The 16031-nt window shown below is 49.8% G+C and carries 12 protein-coding genes and 1 pseudogene; 3 read left to right on the forward strand and 10 right to left on the reverse strand.

Annotated elements, in window-relative coordinates; translation table 11 throughout:
* Positions 1-64 precede the first annotated feature (64 nt).
* On the forward strand, positions 65-1009 hold the full coding sequence (uspE, locus tag HPC37_RS05305) for a universal stress protein UspE (RefSeq protein WP_208122146.1): 945 nt from the start codon (positions 65-67) through the stop codon (positions 1007-1009).
* A gap of 65 nt (positions 1010-1074) precedes the next feature.
* Here uspE and HPC37_RS05310 read toward each other — a convergent pair.
* The 5 genes and pseudogenes from HPC37_RS05310 to HPC37_RS05330 all read right to left on the reverse strand — a co-directional run bounded on the left by HPC37_RS05310 (position 1075) and on the right by HPC37_RS05330 (position 6467).
* Positions 1075-1509, reverse strand: a pseudogene (locus tag HPC37_RS05310) (universal stress protein).
* Positions 1502-4168, reverse strand: coding sequence for a TRAP transporter permease (locus HPC37_RS05315; RefSeq protein WP_208122147.1), 2667 nt, complete (start codon positions 4166-4168; stop codon positions 1502-1504). Before HPC37_RS05315 ends, HPC37_RS05310 begins: the two are co-directional and overlap by 8 nt.
* 76 nt (positions 4169-4244) lie before the next feature.
* A complete protein-coding gene (locus HPC37_RS05320) occupies positions 4245-5204 on the reverse strand; it encodes a TAXI family TRAP transporter solute-binding subunit (RefSeq protein ID WP_208122148.1) in 960 nt (319 codons plus the stop codon).
* Positions 5205-5377: 173 nt separating this feature from the next.
* Positions 5378-6151, reverse strand: coding sequence for a tRNA pseudouridine(65) synthase TruC (truC, locus tag HPC37_RS05325; RefSeq protein ID WP_208122149.1), 774 nt, complete (start codon positions 6149-6151; stop codon positions 5378-5380).
* Positions 6135-6467 (reverse strand): YqcC family protein, encoded by a 333-nt coding sequence (locus HPC37_RS05330; RefSeq protein WP_208122168.1) that lies wholly within the window; start codon positions 6465-6467, stop codon positions 6135-6137. Before HPC37_RS05330 ends, truC begins: the two co-directional genes overlap by 17 nt.
* Positions 6468-6569: 102 nt before the next feature.
* Between HPC37_RS05330 and queF the strand changes: the two genes are divergently transcribed.
* Positions 6570-7406 carry an NADPH-dependent 7-cyano-7-deazaguanine reductase QueF gene (gene queF, locus HPC37_RS05335; protein ID WP_208122150.1) on the forward strand — a complete coding sequence of 279 codons (837 nt, stop codon included), beginning with the start codon at positions 6570-6572 and terminating at the stop codon, positions 7404-7406.
* A gap of 22 nt (positions 7407-7428) precedes the next feature.
* Positions 7429-8793 carry a nucleotide 5'-monophosphate nucleosidase PpnN gene (ppnN, locus tag HPC37_RS05340; protein WP_208122151.1) on the forward strand — a complete coding sequence of 455 codons (1365 nt, stop codon included), beginning with the start codon at positions 7429-7431 and terminating at the stop codon, positions 8791-8793.
* Between the two features lie 57 nt (positions 8794-8850).
* On the opposite strand, the gene kdpC is transcribed toward ppnN, so the two are convergent.
* The 5 genes from kdpC to HPC37_RS05365 all read right to left on the reverse strand — a co-directional run bounded on the left by kdpC (position 8851) and on the right by HPC37_RS05365 (position 15998).
* The gene (gene kdpC, locus HPC37_RS05345) at positions 8851-9492 is read right to left on the reverse strand and encodes a potassium-transporting ATPase subunit KdpC (protein WP_208122152.1); all 642 of its coding nucleotides are present in this window, start codon (positions 9490-9492) and stop codon (positions 8851-8853) included.
* Positions 9493-9502: 10 nt separating this feature from the next.
* The gene (gene kdpB / locus HPC37_RS05350; protein ID WP_235961445.1) at positions 9503-11560 is read right to left on the reverse strand and encodes a potassium-transporting ATPase subunit KdpB; all 2058 of its coding nucleotides are present in this window, start codon (positions 11558-11560) and stop codon (positions 9503-9505) included.
* Positions 11561-11573: 13 nt separating this feature from the next.
* Positions 11574-13301: a potassium-transporting ATPase subunit KdpA gene (gene kdpA, locus HPC37_RS05355; protein ID WP_208122153.1), complete on the reverse strand. Its 1728-nt coding sequence runs from the start codon at positions 13299-13301 to the stop codon at positions 11574-11576.
* A gap of 19 nt (positions 13302-13320) precedes the next feature.
* Positions 13321-13398, reverse strand: coding sequence for a K(+)-transporting ATPase subunit F (gene kdpF, locus HPC37_RS11260; protein WP_208120623.1), 78 nt, complete (start codon positions 13396-13398; stop codon positions 13321-13323).
* 506 nt (positions 13399-13904) lie between these two features.
* The gene (locus HPC37_RS05365) at positions 13905-15998 is read right to left on the reverse strand and encodes a DUF4118 domain-containing protein (RefSeq protein WP_208122154.1); all 2094 of its coding nucleotides are present in this window, start codon (positions 15996-15998) and stop codon (positions 13905-13907) included.
* Between the last annotated feature and the right edge of the window lie 33 nt (positions 15999-16031).

The following is a 16031-nucleotide window of genomic DNA, read 5'->3' on the forward strand; positions in this document are numbered from 1 at the left end:
GTTGTTGTTTAAGTGATTTTACTCTATTCTATAAACAGTATTTCTTAGCTTAGAGGTTTGTCCTATGCGCTTTAACAACATTTTAGTGGTGATTGACCCCACTTCAGATACGCAACCTAGCCTTTCCCGTGCCCTACACCTTGCTCAACAATTAGAAAAAGCTCACGATGCGGTGAAACTCACGCTGTTTCTCTCGTTGTATGACTTCTCTTTTGAAATGAGTGCAATGCTCTCCTCTGAAGAGCGCGAAAGTATGCACCAAGGTGTGATCAGCCAAAAAAGAGCTTGGCTTGAGCAGTTAATCGCAAGCCACATTCCAGCCGGTTCGCAAATTCAAACTGACACCGCCGTGATGTGGAAATCCCGCGATTATGAAGCGATTATCGAACAAGTGGAGCTTGGCAAGCACGATTTAGTAGTGAAAGAGGCCAAACCTGCTGAAGGCTTGGATGCCCTGATTTTCACCCCAACCGACTGGCAGTTGCTGCGCAAATGCCCGTGCCCAATTTTGATGGTTAAAGAGCACGAATGGCAAAGTGAAGGCCGCATTTTGGTGGCCGTGAACGTCTCTGACGATGAGGCCTACCACGATGTGTTGAACAAAAAATTGGTCACCTCCAGCCGTGATTTGGCCAGCGTGCTCAGCGCTGGGCGCATTCACTTGGTTTCAGCCTACCCGACCACACCGGTGAACATGGCGATCGATTTGCCTGAGTTCAACCCGAACGCCTACACCGACAGTGTGCGTGGCCAGCATTTGATCAACATGAAAGCACTGCGCCAACACTTCCACATTGATGAAGACCACACCCACGTGGAAGAAGGCTTGCCGGAGGAAGTGATCCCGCAAGTGGCTGAAGAAATTAAAGCCGAAATGGTGGTGCTGGGTACCATCGGCCGCACTGGCCTTTCGGCCGCGTTTTTGGGCAACACTGCCGAGCACGTCATCGGCCGGCTCAACTGCGACGTGCTGGCAATCAAGCCAGACCCAGAGGTTGAAGAAGACTAAAAAGAAAGCCACCGTAAGGTGGCTTTTTGCTGACCGCACTTTGATATACAAAAGTGCGGTTTTTGTTAGCGCATCACCAGCACTGGGCGATGGCTGTAGCGGGCGACTTTGACGGTGTCTGAGCTTAGGCCCTCTTTTTTCTGTTGTTGGCGCGCCTTTTGGGTGGCCATCATCATAATCAAATCCACGTCTTTTCTTCCGCAATGCGGTTGACCTCTTCATACACTGTGCCGTAAGCCACAATGTGTTGCACTTTTTTGCCTTCAGGGAAGATATCTTGTGTAAAGGCGTGCAGTTTTTATTGGCCTCCGCCAGCACATCTTTATCAAAGTTTTTCGGCAAAAACGATGACACAATGCTGTTGGTTGGCGCCGGCACAATGCCGGCGACGCGGTAGACGGTTTTTCTTGATGTGCGGTCATGTCAAGTGCGGTTTGAATGAGGCGCTTGGCCTCATTCAAATGGCTTAAATCAATGACCACGAGGATATTATTAAACATGGGCAGCTCCCTGTTGTTGGCGCAGCCGACGGCGGCGCTGATTTAACCCAAGCCCTGCCAACAAGCCCAATGCTGGGATAAACACTAGCTCTTTTGGCAAGGTGTCGTGGCGTGGCAAGGCGACATACAGAATGGTTTGATCCCAGTTCAAGCCCGCTTTGGCCGCAGGTGAACCAAGCTCTGCGTTATCAATAATGATTTTATGGATTTGTTCGCCTTCCACCTCGATGGTTTCACCGGTGTCGAGCAGCAGCAGGCCAAGCTCTTTCAAGCGCGCTTCGCCGTCTTGCCCTTCAGGCACTTTGAGCTCGGTGTAGAACTCCACTGGCGAGCCATATTGGTTGATACCTGCCACTTTCAGGGTGAACGGCTCGCCCACTGGCGCTTTGCCCAACTCTTCTACCAAGTGGCTCGGTTGCACGTGGCGGTCGGTTGGCGAGATGTATTCCATAAAGAATCCTGGGCGGAACAGCGCGAAGGAGATCAACAACAAAAGTGCGGTTTCCCACCATTTGTTGTGGTCAAAGAAATAGCGCATTGAGGCTGCCGTGAACGCCAGTATCGCGATGGTGGCGACCACGAACACCATTATCCCCTTCCAGATATCCACATCAATCAACAACAAATCGGTGTTGAAGATAAACAAGAACGGCAAAAGTGCGGTCCGCAGGCTGTAGCCAAAGGCGATTAACCCGGTTTGAATTGGCTTGCCGCCCGACACGGCCGCCGCGGCGAACGAGGCCAAGCCCACCGGCGGAGTGACGTCAGCCATGATGCCGAAATAGAACACAAACAAGTGAACCGCAATCAATGGCACAATCAAGCCGTTTTGGCGGCCCACTTCAACAATCACGGTGGCCATCAAAGATGACACCACGATATAGTTGGCGGTGGTTGGCAAGCCCATGCCGAGAATCAGGCTGAAAATCGCCACCAAAATCAGCATTAACAAAATATTACCCATCGATAAAAATTCGATAATGCTGGAAAGCTGCACGCCAAAGCCTGTCAGCGACACCACACCGACGATAATGCCTGCTGTGGCGGTGGCAATGCCAATCCCGATCATATTACGCGCACCACCCTCAAGGCCGGTGATGAGATCGCTAAAGCCTGCTTTGAACGCGCGGCCGATGTCGCTTTGTTTGCGATAAAGCTTCAAAATTGGGCGCTGGGTGAGCAAAATAAAGCACAGCGCCAAGCTGCCCCAAAAAGCTGACAGCCCAGGCGACATCCGCTCAATCATCAAACACCAAATCAAAATCACCACAGGCAGCAAAAAGTGCAAGCCCGCGTTGACGGTTGGCTTCACGGATGGCAATTTCACCACCGGTGATTCAGGGTCGTCGATTTCCAAATCTTTAAAGCGTGATACGCGTTTAAGCAGCAGGAAGTAGACAATCGCCACAATCACTGAAACAATCGCAAAAGCATGGGTTGGGGCGACCACTTTAATCCAGCCAAGAGAATATTGGATCGCGAAATAAAGCAAGCAGATGGCGATAAAGGTGCCGAGTGCACGCAGGATTGACACCATTAACGGCGACGGCGCATCGGAGCGCTCAAGGCCTTGCAGGTTCATTTTGCACGCCTCTAAATGCACGATGTACACCAGCGCGATGTAGGAGATCACCGCCGGCAAAAAGGCGTGGGTGATCAGCTCGTTATACGGCATATTGACGTATTCAATCATCAAAAACGCCGCCGCACCCATCACAGGAGGCATAATTTGCCCGTTCACCGACGAGGCCACCTCAACGGCGCCGGCCTTTTCAGACGAAAAGCCCACGCGTTTCATCATCGGGATGGTAAATGTCCCAGTGGTCACCACGTTGGCAATGGATGAGCCTGAAATCAAGCCTGTCAAGCCTGAGGCCACCACCGCCGCTTTGGCCGGGCCGCCTTTAAAGTGGCCAAGGTAGGCAAAGGCGGTTTTGATGAAGTAGTTGCCTGCGCCGGCTTTTTCAAGCAAAGCACCGAAGAGTACAAACAAGAAGACATATTTGGTGGAAACACCTAATGCCACACCAAATACACCTTCAGTGGTGACCCATTGCTGGTTGATGATGTGCTCCATTGTGCCGGTGCGGTGGCTGACAATCCAATCGCCTGGGAAGAATTGCCCGAAGTAGTTATAGAGCAAAAATACTGTGGCGATGATCACCAATGGCAAGCCCAGGCTGCGGCGGGTGGCTTCAAGCAATAGAATAATCCCGACGACACCGACGATAATATCTTGCGTGTTAGGCGCGCCGAAGCGGGTGATCAAACTTTCATAAAAAAAGAGGTAATACGCCGCACAAAAGGCTGCCACAAAGGCAAAAATCCAGTCAATCAGTGGCACGCGGTGAATCGGCGATGATTTAAATGCTGGGTACGACAAATAGGCCAAAAAGAGCGCAAACGCCAAGTGAATGGAGCGCGCTTTGGTGTCGTCAAACACCACGTTAATCGAGCCTAGACCAATAGAGCGCAAGAATTCTTGAAACACAAATGGCAGCGGCGAGGCGTAGTAAATTTGGAACAACGACCACGCAATCGCAACGCCAATAATCAGTTTTTTAGTAAAACCGTATGGATTTCGCCCACCAGTATCATTGGCGGCCACCATATCTTGCAAATCATCTTGATCTAGGGCCGTATTTTTAATATCAGACATACTTAATCCCTACATAATATGACACGAAAAGGCAGGGGAATCCCCTGCCCTAAAAGAGTTTAGAAGTGCGGTTAGATTACATCCAGCCACGCTCTTTGTAGTAACGTTCAGCACCTGGGTGAAGTGGTGCAGACAAGGCATTTTTGATCATGTCTTGTTCTTTTAAGTTTGCAAATGCTGGGTGCAAGCGTTTGAAACGATCAAAGTTGTCAAACACCGCTTTCACCACTTCATAGACTTTATCTTCACCCACATTGGCTTGGGTGACCAATGTGGCATAAACCCCGAAAGTCTCGGTTGGTTTGTCAGAACCTTTATACAAGCCACCTGGAATGGTTGCTTTGGCGTAATATGGGAACTCAGCCACTAATTTGTCGATAGCCTCGCCTGTCACTGGCACCAAGTGCGCAGCACAAGAGGCGGCCGCTTCTTTCAATGCACCGTTTGGATGGCCGACGTTATAGGTGATGGCATCGAGGTTATTGTCACACATCACGGAAGCCATTTCAGCCGGTTTGAGCTCAGAGGCCACTTTAAACGCGCTGTCATCCCAACCTTTGGCGTTGAGGATCACGTTCATCGTTGCACGCGTACCAGAGCCTGGGTCGCCGACGTTGACACGTTTGCCTTTGAGGTCATCAAAGTTTTTGATGCCAGAGTCATCGCGCGCCATTACAGTGAACGGCTCAGGGTGAATAGAGAAAATGGCTCTAAGTTGATCGTTTTTCTTGTCTTTGAAGGTGCTTGACCCATTGTAGGCGTGGTATTGCCAGTCGGATTGCACAATACCCATGTCAAATTGGTTGCTGGCAATGGCGTTGAGGTTGCCCACCGAGCCACCGCTTGACGGCGCGTTACATTTGATGCCTGTTTTGGCGGAATCGCGATTCACTAATTGGCAGACAGATTGCCCCACCACATAATAAACCCCAGTTTGGCCACCTGTACCGATGGTGATGAATTTATCTTCCGCCATTACTGCAGCAGAAGACACCATAAGACCTGTAATTAAAGATAACTTAAAGAGTTTCTTCATATTCTCTCCTATGTTGTGTTTATAATCAGTGTGTTACTGACAAAGAAGGCAAGCTCCGAGATAAGCTTAATTGATAACATATATCAAACGTTATGTAAAAATCAACTACAATTGCGAAACATCTCGGATCAAATGTAAATTTTTTGCGTTTGCTCTCAAATTTGAACGAAATTTTAAGCAATAGCTAGCCAAACCTCACTTTGTGCGTATTTATTTAGTGATCTGTGCATATCCAGCGCACTCAGCGCCAACTGCCAACGCATATCAAGTCCCGCTTGACATAAAATAGACTGACCTGTTATCGGGTGAGTAAAGCATAATTCGCTTGCATGCAACATCAAGCCTGTTGCGCCAATATACTGAGCAAAAGTGCGGTTTTGGCGCAAATCGCCATACACGGTATCGCCAATGATAGGGTGACGGAGATGTTTCATATGGCGGCGAAGTTGGTGTTTGCGTCCCGTTTGTGGCCTGAGTATCACCAGCGTATAACGAGAGGTGGGATAGCGTTCATTGCTGGCAAAAGGCATCTCGGCGTGCAAAAGTGCGGTGTACTCCGTTACCGCTTCTTGTGCTGGTTTGTCGGCTTGGGCAAATTTATCGGCGATTTTATCGTGGCGATGGCTCAGGGCGTAATCCACACTACCCTCCCCCATCAAATAGCCACGCACAATGGCAAGGTAGCTTTTTTGAATGGTTTTTTGCTCAAATTGCTCGCTGAGCTGGCGCGCCACCGTGTTATTGAGCGCCAGCACCATCACGCCTGAAGTCGGGCGGTCAAGGCGGTGGACGGTGAACACATGTTGGCCGAGCTGATCACGCAGCGTTTGCATTAAAAACACGCTTTCATGGCGGTCCAACCAGCTACGGTGCACCAGCATATTAGCAGGCTTGTTGACCACGACAAGGTCGTCGTCGCGGTAGATAATCTCAATCGGCAGTGTCATTGAGCAGTGCTTCTAGGGCATAAATCGGGGTTAAAATGCGCTCAAGCTGCGCCGTTTCTTTCATCGCCTCTTCAATATAAGGTGAGATGGCAAAATTGCGCGGCAGCGCGGCTTGCGCCTCGAGCAATGCGCGCATACGCGGGATAAAAATCCACTGCAACCACTCGTGTGGCTCAAGGGTGTCGATAGCAAAAGGTTCTTGGCTGGCCAGGCGACTTGGCTCAGGTGGCTGGCTTTGCCACAATTCCAGCGCCACTAAGGCGGCCTCAAGGGCGCTGAGCTGGGTTTCAACGTGTTGGATCATATCTGTCCTCATCAAAGTTTTGCGCTATTCTACGTTAAATCGCGCGCAACGTAAATTTTGCAATTTTTTTGCTGCTTTGTGATAGTATTTTCTCTTTTGCACAAATTCAAGAATATGCCGAAAACACAGGACATCATGTACCAGCTCACTCTTGGGCAACAGGTGCAATACAAAGCCGAATACGACCGCACGCTGCTCCAAGGTGTGCCGCGTGCGCTGCAGCGCCAAACCTTAGGTGGCCAACCGCACTTTTGCTTTGGCGTGGATTTATGGACGCTCTATGAACTCTCGTGGCTGAGCCCCACTGGCGTGCCACAGGTGGCGATTGGTGAGGTGGAAGTGGATGCCATGAGTGAAAATTTAATCGAATCGAAAAGCTTCAAGCTTTATCTCAACAGCTTCAACCAAACCCCTTTTGCCAGTATTGATGCGGTACAAGCCAGGCTCGAGCAAGATTTGCGTGATTGCGCGCAAGGGGAAGTCAAAGTGCGGTTGCAGCCCCTTGCCCACTACGAACAAACGCCGATAGTTCATTTCTCAGGCGAGTGCATTGATGACCCTAGTGTTGAGATCAGCACCTATCACTACTCGCCTGAGCTGCTGCGCGATGCTGCCAGCGGCGAGCGCGTAAGTGAAACGTTAGTTAGCCATGTGCTGAAATCCAACTGCCTTATCACCTCCCAGCCCGATTGGGGTAGCGTGCAGATTCACTACACTGGCCGCCTGCTTGACCGCACTTTGCTGTTGCGCTATTTGGTGTCGTTTCGCCAACACAACGAATTTCATGAACACTGCGTGGAGCGCATTTTCCACGACATTATGCACTACGCCAAGCCTGACAAGCTGTGCGTTTATGCGCGCTACACCCGCCGCGGCGGGCTGGATATAAACCCATTGCGCGCCAATTTTGTGCCTGATACTATTCCCCATGGCCGCCTTGCACGGCAATAGCGGCATTAGAGAAGGAGAAAATATGAGTTCTCATATCATCAACCCGCGCGGGAGCATGGACCAGCTCTCGCATTTGGAAGTCGAGCTGCTGCAAAAAGGCGCGGCAGGCAATTTATACCCACTTTATCGCAACTGCTCGCTGGCGGTGCTCAACTCGGGCTCTGTCACCGATGACAGCCGCATTTTGCTGGCTAAATATGCCGATTTTGAAATTGAGCTGATCGCCCGTGAGCGCGGGATTTCCCTGCGGCTCATCAACCCGCCAGAGGATGCGTTTGTCGACAACAAATTGATTCGCAATATTCAATACCACCTCTTTGCGGTGCTGCGGGATATTTTGTTTGTGAATGTTATCACCAAGCACAACTCCAACGGCGTGTGTGGCAGCAACGCGAACAAAATCACCAACTACATTTTCACTATTTTGCGTAACGCCAAAGCGTTGATTGTGGGCGAATCGCCAAATTTGGTGGTCTGCTGGGGTGGGCACTCCATCGGTGATGTAGAATACGCCTACTGCCGTGCGGTGGGGCTGCAATTGGGCTTGCGTGAGCTCAATATTGTCACCGGCTGTGGCCCGGGTGTGATGGAAGCACCGATGAAAGGTGCAGCCATTGGGCATGCCAACCAGCGCTTTAAAAATAGCCGCTTTATCGGCATCACCGAGCCGTCGATCATCGCCTCTGAGCCGCCGAACCCGATCGTCAACGAGCTCATCATTATGCCCGATATTGAAAAACGCCTTGAGGCCTTTGTGCGCATGGGCCATAGCATTGTGGTCTTCCCAGGCGGGCCAGGCACGTTTGAAGAGTTGCTCTATATTCTTGGCATCAAGCTCAACCCAGCGAACAAAGACATCCCGCTGCCGCTGTATTTGACCGGCCCGAAAGAAAGTGCAGATTATTTCGCCACCATTGACCGCTTTATCGGTGATGTGTTTGGGCCAGAGGTGCAATCGCTGTATGAAATCATCATTGACGACCCAGTGAAACTGGCGCGCGAAGTGAGCCGCAATATGGGCAAAATCCAAAACGCGCGGGCGCAAAGCAATGATTCTTATGGCTTCAACTGGCGGTTGGATATTGCTGAGGCCTTCCAGCAGCCGTTTGAGCCAACGCATGAAAACATGAGTGGCCTGGATTTGCACTTAGAGCAAAGCAAAGCGGATTTGGCAGCCAATTTACGCCGGGCGTTTTCAGGCATTGTGGCGGGTAACATCAAGCCGGATTACATCGAAAAAGTCGAGCAACTCGGCCCGTATGAGCTCCACGGTGACCCAATGTTGCTTGAGAAGATGGACCAAGTGCTTAAAGATTTCATCACCCAAGACCGCATGAAGCTGCCAGGCGGTGATGCCTACCAGCCGTGTTATAAAATCATGAAATAAGCACCATAAAAAAACCGCACTTTTCAAAGTGCGGTTTTTGTTTGCCTGCGCGTGGGGTTATTTAATCAAGCCCATCGCTTTGGCAATTTCCAGGTTAACCGCCAGCACGTTGACGGTGTCAGCACCAAACACGCCAAACAATTTGCCAGAGGTGTTGTTGGCAATCATTTGGTTGATTTGCTGCTCGCTTAGGCCTGAGGCTTTCACGATGCGTGGCACTTGCACAGCCGCCGCTTCAGGTGAGATGTCTGGGTCTAAACCTGAGCCTGAGGCGGTGAGCAAATCCGCTGGGATTTGCGTTTGCTTGATGTCAGGGTTGCGCGCCAAAAAGGCTTGCAAATCCTGCGCCACGCGCGCTTTGAGCTCTGGGTTAGACGGCGCATAGTTATCAGAGCCTGAGCTCACGCCCTCAAACTGATCACCACTTAAGGTGACTTGTTCGCCGTTTTTCTCGTCATACATGTTGTAGCCAACAGCCGATGGACGTGACCACAAGTAGTAGTCGGCATCAAATTGCTGGCCCACATAACGTGCGCCCACGGCTTGGCCGTCAACCATCACCAGGCTCCCTTTGGCTTGATCAGGGAAGAGCCAAGAGGAAAGTGCGGTCATCGCCAGCGGGTAGCCCAAGCCACAAATGGCCATAAACAGCAGCGAGATAACGATCGCTGGGCGTAAGTTTTGCACAATACTTTTCATTCTTCTCTCCTTAAAAACCTAATGCTTGCAATAACGGCGCAATGATGATGTCGATGAGTTTAATGCCGATAAATGGCACCACAACACCGCCAAGACCGTAGATCATCATATTGCGGGCTAACAACTTGCCAGAGGACATTGGGCGGTATTTCACGCCACGCATGGCCAATGGAATCAAGCACGGGATGATAATCGCATTAAAAATCAACGCAGATAAAATCGCACTTGCAGGCGTTGCTAGGTTCATAATGTTGAGCACTTGCATTTGCGGAATGGCCAACATAAACATCGCTGGAATGATGGCGAAATATTTCGCGATATCATTAGCGATAGAGAATGTGGTCAAGCTACCGCGGGTGATCAAAAGCTGTTTACCGATTTCAACCACTTCCAAAATTTTAGTTGGGTCTGAATCCAGGTCAACCATGTTGGCGGCTTCTTTCGCGGCAGTGGTACCACTGTTCATGGCCAGGCCAACATTCGCTTGCGCCAGCGCTGGGGCGTCGTTGGTGCCGTCCCCTGTCATGGCGACAATTTTACCTTCAGACTGCTCTTTTTTGATCACATCAATTTTGTCTTCTGGCTTACATTCGGCCACAAAACCGTCCACGCCAGCTTCTTTGGCGATGGTAGCCGCGGTCAGCGGGTTGTCGCCGGTACACATAATGGTTTTGATACCAATCGCGCGAAGGCGTTCAAAACGCTCAACCATGCCAGGTTTCACGGTATCTTTGAGGTAAATCACCCCTAAAATACGGTTGTTTTCACACACGGTGAGTGGTGTACCACCGAGGCCAGAGACTTCGCTGACGGTGTCTTCTAAATCGGCTGGAATTTCGCCGCCTTTTTCCAACACATAGTTGCGAATGGCATCACTCGCCCCTTTGCGAATGGCGGTGCCGTCGGCCAAATTCACCCCACTCATACGAGTTTGTGCGGTAAATTCAATAAACTCGGCATCAGTTTGCTCTGGGGTGTTGTCACCCATATTGCGAGCCAACTCGAGTGTTGATTTACCCTCTGGGGTTTGGTCTTTGTAACAGGTTAACACCGCGCAGCGGATCAAATCTTCTTTGCTGGCGTTGCCGACAGGGTAAAACTCGGCCGCCATCCGGTTACCAAAGGTGATGGTGCCGGTTTTATCCAAAATCATGGTGTCCACGTCACCACAGGCTTCCACCGCTTTACCAGACATGGCAATCACATTAAAGCGTGTCACGCGGTCCATACCAGCAATCCCGATGGCAGAGAGCAAGCCACCGATGGTGGTTGGAATCAAACACACCGCCAGGGCAATCAGGGTCGAAATAGGCAATTGCACGCCAGAATAGATACTGATTGGGTAGAGCGTGATGATCACAATCATAAAGATAATGGTCAGTGACACCAACAGCGTATTGAGCGCAATTTCATTTGGGGTTTTCTTGCGTGATGCACCCTCCACCAATGAGATCATGCGATCTAAAAAGCTGTTACCTGGGTCGGCTGTAATTTGGATTTTCAGCCAGTCAGACACCACGGTTGTCCCGCCGGTGACCGAGCAGAAATCACCGCCCGACTCACGCACCACAGGGGCGGATTCCCCAGTGATGGCGGATTCATCAACAGAGGCAATCCCTTCGATGACTTCCCCATCACTTGGGATGACTTCACCGGCAGAAACCATCACGATATCGCCACGTTTAAGCTCACTTGAAGAGACCACAGTTTCACTGCCATCGCTGGCCAACAGGCGCGCTTGGGTTTCTTTTTGGGTTTTCTTCAAGCTGGCGGCTTGGGCTTTACCCCGGCCTTCTGCTACGGATTCGGCAAAGTTGGCAAACAAAATGGTCACAAACAAAATAACCGCTACGATAATATTGTAAATGCGGGCATTGCTTGAGCTTTCATCGCCAAAAATGGCCGGATAAATCGACAACACCACAGTGATGAAAAAGCCGATTTCAACGACAAACATCACCGGATTTTTCATCATATAAAGCGGGTTGAGTTTGGTAAACGCCCCCACAATTGCTTGGCGTAAAATCTCTGGTGTAATCAGTTTTTGATTTTGTTTTTTCTTACTCATGTTCTCCCCCTAATTATCCCCAAATTGTTAAATGTTCTGCAATCGGCCCAAGTGCAAGCACTGGGAAGAAAGTTAAGGCTGCAAAAACATAAACAACAAACACGAGAATAATGGCAAAAGAGATAGTGTCTGTGTGTAATGTGCCTGTGGATTCATTCACAAAGGCTTTTTTCATGATTGAGCCTGCAATCGCCAGCTGCAATGCAATGGAGATGTAGCGACCAAAGAGCATCACAAAGCCGGTGGACACGTTCCAAAAGAGCGAGTCATCGCTTAAGCCTTCAAAGCCTGAGCCGTTATTGGCGGCAGATGAGCTGTATTCATACAACACTTGTGACAGGCCATGGAAGCCTGGGTTGGTAATGCCCTCAAGCCCACCTTGTGTCGCAACAGCAAGCGCTGATGAGGCGAGGATCAACAACGGGTGCACAATAATGCAAAGTGCGGTCAGCTTCATTTCACGGCCTTCGATTTTTTTGCCTAAATATTCAGGCGTACGGCCGATCATCAAGCCACAGATAAACACCGCCAAAATGGCGTATAAAATCATGTTCATCAAGCCCACACCTTTACCGCCGAAGACAACGTTGAGCATCATTTGCAACAATGGCACCATGCCGCCCAATGGGGTTAAGGTATCGTGCATGTTGTTCACAGTTCCGGTGGTGAATGAGGTGGTGGTGGTTGAGAACATTGCAGATTGAGCAATGCCAAAGCGCACTTCTTTCCCTTCCATGCTGCCCATCGCTTGATTTAAGCCAATGTTGGACAAAATTGGGTTGCCTTGGCTTTCAGCCCAGTAGCACAGCGCTAATGCCAACAAGAACAAAATGCTCATCGCCAAGAAGATGCTGCGGCCTTCACGGCCAAAAAAGCGCACACTCATGCCCCGCGCGGCGGCGTTTTTCGCCATGCGATCTTTCACCATTTTACCAAAGGCAATCACACAAGAGCCTGGCAAAATCATCATGGCGTAAAGCTCAATGAGGTTGGTGATGATGTTCGGGTTTTCAATCGGTGTTGATGAGTTTGCACCGATAAAGCCACCACCGTTGGTGCCGATGTGTTTGATGATTTCAATCGCGGCAGCAGGCCCCATGGCAATCACTTGTTTGTGGCCTTCAAGGGTGTTGACCACCACATTGGCGTCCATATTTTGTGGCACGCCTTGCCAAACGAGCAACAAGCAGCCGATGACAGACAATGGCAGCATCACCCGGGTGATCACGCGGGTTAAATCGACATAAAAGTTGCCCATGTTGTCTTTGCTTTTGCCGGCCAAGCCGCGGATAAACGCCATGCACGCAGCATAACCACTGGCGGCGGAGACAAACATCATAAAGCAGATGACAATCATTTGTGACAGATAAGACAAGCCAGACTCACCGCTGTAGTGCTGCAAGTTGGTGTTGGTCATAAAGCTGATGATGGTGTTAAACGCCAAAGACGATTCCATGCCGTCAATCCCATTTGGATTGAACAGCGAAATGCTTTGTCCGCGCAACACGAGATACCCAATCAGCACCATCACCGCATTGGTTAGCACCAGCGCAACGGCGTATTGCTTCCAGTTCATGGCGCTGTCGTAACGCACACCGATGATTTTGTAAAGCAGGTTATCAATTGGGTTAAACACAGGGTCAAACACGGTTTTGTTGCCTTGTGCAATATTGGCTAAGTAATGCCCCATCGGGATTACAATCAGCAAAAAGATGATAAATGTTAAACTCAGCTGAAACATACGAATCTCCTAAAATAGGTTAAAACTGTTCGGGATGCACCAGCGCGTAAAACAGATATAGCACCAGTAAAACAATCATTATTCCAAGTATCCACATATTTACCTCTCTCTATTCTTTCGCATTAAGTTGGCTTTGACACCACGCTATGAGAACGAAAATTAGTCCATAACCTAAAACCATTGCAATTAACATTGCGACATCGAGCATATTTCACCTCCTGGTTTGATTGAGAAATTGATTCTGCCCTTAAAAAAAATAGCCTCCATGGTGTGGAGGTCATATCATGATTTTGTCTATGAAATACTCAATTTTTACTGTTTTACTGTTTGTTTTTTCTCCGTTAAAAATTCAACATCGGCGATAGTACTCCTTTAAAATAAAAAAACAACCCAAATAGTTAAGTTTTGTGATTTTTACGATTTAACGCACTTTTAGTGATTTTTAGCGTATTTTAAGCGCAAAATTTCATTATTTCGTAAACGATATAGCGGTTTCAAAATAATCAAAATGCACAAATTTTAGGCAAACAAACCGCACTTTGAGAAATTTTTTGTGACGCAGTGCAAAAAAATGGCCCTGCCAGTGCAGAGCCATTTGCGCGATTAATTTTTGTGGAAGATGCGATTAACGCGATTTTTCATCGAGGAGAAAAAGTGCGGTTTGGATTTTGGCAGGTGATTTTCAAACGCAATGCGGGTGTTTTCAATGCTCAAACGCCGGCGTTCAAGCACCAATCCACATTCGTTTAGCAACGCGACCACGAGATTTTTTTCGAAAAACGACAGCGGTTTGTCACCAATTGGAATACCGACCACGCCCATCACGGTGTCCATACTGCGCACCGCGAGGTAAAGATTATTCACGTGCGCCAAGGTTTTGGTGCTGGCACCGGCTTGTTTGTTGTTCTTGGCAACCCATTTGGCCACGGTGCGCTCTTCAATCGTCATGTTGACCACCGCATCTTCACTGTCCTCGTCTTGCTCAATGTTCACACCTTGAAAATGCAGCGTGCCCTGCCCGCTGGCCTCTGTTTGGGCGTACACAATCGAGCGATTCAGCAACTGGCTTAACAGCTTGGCGGCAATGCTCAAAATTTCTTTTTCATTATTGCCCTGCTGCAAATGCTGGCTGGCGTTGAGCAACAGCTCAATGTAATACGCCCGCTGCGCCGCTTGGTTGGCCTGCTCTTGCACCTTGGTGGTGAGCGTGCTGGCAATCATACTGGCGATAATCATAATCGCAAAAGTGATGATGTATTCTGGGTCATTGACCATCAGCGTAAAGCGCGGGTCGGTGAAAAAGTAGTTAAACAGCACCACACTGAACACCGAGCACAGCACGCCATAAAACACACCTTGGGTTACAATGGAGGTGATCAACACCCCCACCAAATAGACAATCACCACATTGGCTTCACGCAGGCCATTGGCGTCAAACAAAATGCCCACCGCGGTGGCAATGGCGGTGATCAGCAGCATTTTGATGAAATCCCCCATGTTGAACGAAAAGGCCTTTTTGTTGCGTTTAAACAGCGCCTTGCGCCCTTTGTCCACGGGTTGATTATCTGGGATGACGTAAATATCAATATTTTCCAGCAGCGGCGGCAGGCGATCAGCCAGCGCTTTTTGCCGGCCAAACCAGCCGCGTTTTTGATAGGTTGAGCGCCCTAGCACAATTTTGGTCACACCACTGGATTTGGCGTATTCCGCAATCTGCTCGGCTGGGTCTTCGCCATAAATGGTGTTCACGCGCGCGCCGAGTTGCTCGGCAAGGTGCAAATTGCCACGCAGCCGTTTACGCTCGGGCTCGCTCATGGCCTCCGTGCGGCTGTTTTCAAGCAAAAGTGCGGTAAAGCCGCAGTGAAACGCCTCGGCCATGCGTGCCGCGGAGCGGATCACTTTGGCGTTCGATGGTAAATCCGACAAGCAAATCAAAATATGCTCGCCCGCCAAGCTGCCTGCAGCCTTGCCTTGCTTGATTGAATGTTGATTGAGCCTGTCGGCACAGCGGCGCAGGGCAATTTCCCGCAGTGCGGCGAGGTTATCAAGGTTGAAGAAGTTATCCAGCGCGCGTGAGGCTTGCACTTTTTGGTAAATCTTGCCCTCTTGCAAGCGCTTGATCAAATCACTCGGCTCGATGTCGACCAGTTCGACTTGCGAGGCCATGTTGAAAATGTCATCGGGCACCCGCTCTGACACCGACACTTTGGTGATCGACGCCACTTGGTCATAGAGCGATTCCAAGTGCTGCACGTTGACGGTGGTGTATACATCAATGCCGTGGTTTAACAGCTCTTTAATGTCTTGGTAGCGCTTCAGGTGGCGACTGCCCTGCGCGTTGCTGTGCGCCAGCTCATCGACCAAAATCAGCTCTGGCTTGCGCGCCAGCGCGCCGTCGAGGTCAAATTCACTCAGCGCAATATTTTTGTATTCCAATTCTTTGGTGGGCAAAATTTCAAGCCCTTCAAGCAGCGCTAGTGTATCCGGCCGGGTGTGGCGCTCAACATAGCCCACCACCACATCGCGCCCTTCTTCTTTGGCCTTGTGCGCGGCTTTGAGCATTGCAAACGTTTTGCCCACACCGGCGGCAAAGCCGAAGAAGATTTTCAGCTTGCCTTGGCTGGTGTCTTGCTCGGTTTCACGTTGAATTTTTTGCAACAACGCTTGCGGGTCGGGTCGGTTTTCATCATCAAACATAATTACCTCACATGCAAAAAAAGTGCGGTGACC

The sequence above is a fragment of the Spirabiliibacterium mucosae genome (assembly GCF_014884965.1).
GTDB classification, from domain to species: domain Bacteria; phylum Pseudomonadota; class Gammaproteobacteria; order Enterobacterales; family Pasteurellaceae; genus Spirabiliibacterium; species Spirabiliibacterium mucosae.